The sequence below is a fragment of the Myxococcus vastator genome, from assembly GCF_010894475.1.
In the GTDB taxonomy this organism is placed as follows: domain Bacteria; phylum Myxococcota; class Myxococcia; order Myxococcales; family Myxococcaceae; genus Myxococcus; species Myxococcus vastator.
On record NZ_JAAIYB010000770.1, the window covers coordinates 1 to 2,005 of the forward strand.

2 protein-coding genes are annotated in these 2,005 nt (G+C 72.2%); both read right to left on the minus strand.

Features of this window, described 5'->3' with window-relative positions; all coding sequences use genetic code 11:
* The coding region (locus G4D87_RS37070) for a HAMP domain-containing protein (RefSeq protein ID WP_163787488.1) at window positions 1-698 on the minus strand (698 nt) is incomplete at its 3' end.
* Entirely contained in the window at window positions 695-1,864 is a 1,170-nt protein-coding gene (locus G4D87_RS37075; protein ID WP_163787489.1) for a sensor protein KdpD, read from the minus strand. The genes G4D87_RS37075 and G4D87_RS37070, both read right to left, overlap by 4 nt.
* Between the last annotated feature and the right edge of the window lie 141 nt (window positions 1,865-2,005).

A 2,005-nucleotide genomic window follows, 5' to 3' on the forward strand; every position in this document is an offset into this window, starting at 1 on the left:
ACTTCGTCCTGCCCCTCCACCACCGCGCGCGCCGCGTAGTCGCCTTCACCCAGGCGCCGCACCGCCTGCGACAGCACCGACACCGGCCGGAGCGCCCGGTGCGTCAGCGACTGCGAGGCGAGCAACCCCACCACGAAGGCCACCAGCACCGCCGTCACCATCACCGTGTTCACCCGCGCGCTCTGCCGCTGCAACGCCTCGCTCTTGCGCACCATGGCGTCCTGGTTCAGGTCCAGGATGGCCCGGGCCGCGCCCATCACCGTCTGGAAGGCCGGCTCGAGCCCACCGAAGTACGCCGCCCGCGCGCCCTCCGGCGACGGCTGGGCGAGGAACCCCTCATAGCGTTCCAGGTAACGCCGCCAGGCCAGGCGCAGCCGGAGCGTCGCCGCGTCCTCGGCGGGCTCGGTGACGTTGCCCTCCTGCACCCGCAGCCGCGACTCCACGCGCTCGCGCTGCGCCGCCTGCTGCGCCAGCCCGCGCTGCCGCTCGCCCGCGATGATGAAGAGCGCCCCGCTGTCCATGCGCTCCAGTTGCGCCATCATCTCCTGCGCGGCCAGCACGCTGCGGTAGTTGTCCTGAAGCACCCGCGGCCCAGCGCGCCCCAGCCGGGACAACGTCACCACGGCCACCACGCCCACCAACAACAGCGCCAGGGCCAGGGGTGCCTGGGCCAGCAACAACCGGGCTCGCAGCGTCATGGGCGGCGTCCCTCCTCCCGCGGCTCGAAGGCCACCACGTGGATGTCGAAGCCCCGGCCCTCGCGCACCAACCGCACGTCCACCGAGCGCCCCAGCCGCTGCTTCCACCACGGCTGATGCGACCGGCCGACGATGATGTGCCCCACCCCGTGCGAGCGCGCGAAGTCCAGGAGGCCCTCCACCGGGTCCCGGGTCCGCAGGCGCACCACCTCCGCGCCCAGCTCCTTCGCCTTCTCGATGTTCGTCAACAGGTGCCGCTGCGCCTCCGAGTCGATGAGGTGCGGCGCCTCGCGCGGTGTCTCCACGTACACGACGAACCAGTCCGTGTTCAGCCGGCCCGCCATCCGCGAGCCCCGGCGCAGCAGCGTCGCCGCGTGCCGGGGATAGCTCGACAGCGCCACCAGCACCCGGCCCCACGCCGCGCCCCGCTGCGAGCCTTCATCTCCCTCTCCCGGAGGTGGCCTCGCGGTGGCGCGGTCCAGGCTCTCCGCCACCTCTCGCAGCGCCAGCTCGCGCAGCGTGGCCAGGTTCTCCGCCTTGAAGAAGCGCTCCAGCGCCTGGGGCACCTTGTCGTTCGCGTAGATCTTCCCCGTCCGGAGCCGCTCGTGCAGGTCCTCCACCGCCAGGTCCAGGTTCACCACCTGGTCGGCGGCCTTGAGGAAGCTGTCGGGCAGCGTCTCGCGCACGGTGACGCCGGTGGCGCGCCCCACCAAATCGTTGAGGCTCTCCAGGTGCTGGACGTTGAAGGCCCCGATGACGTTGATGCCCGCCTCCAGCAACGCCTGCACGTCTTGGTAGCGCTTGCGGTGACGGCACACCGGAAGGTTGGTGTGGGCCAGCTCGTCCACCACCACCACCTGCGGCTTGCGCGCGAGCACCGCGTCCAGGTCCATCTCCTCCACGGTGACGTCGCGGTAGGTGTACTGCTTGCGCGACACCACCTCCAGGCCCTCCACCAGCGCCTGCGTGTCCGCGCGGTCATGCGGCTCCACGAAGCCCAGCACCACGTCCACGCCGCGCCGCTTCAGCGCGTGGGCCTCCTCCAGCATCCGGTACGTCTTCCCCACTCCGGCCGCGAAGCCGATGTAGAGCTTGAGCCGGCCGCGCCGACCCCGCTCCACCAGCTCCAGGAAGTCCTCCGCGCGTGAGCGCCGCGTCATCGTCATCCTCTCCCCATCCCGTGGGACGCCGGGCGGAGGATGCCCTCGCGCCCGGCGAAGCTCACGGGGTGAATGCGTGCCTGCACGCAGCGGTGTTCAGGGCACGCCACGGCCCGGCCGCGGCCCGCCGTCCCCCACCCCCGGCAC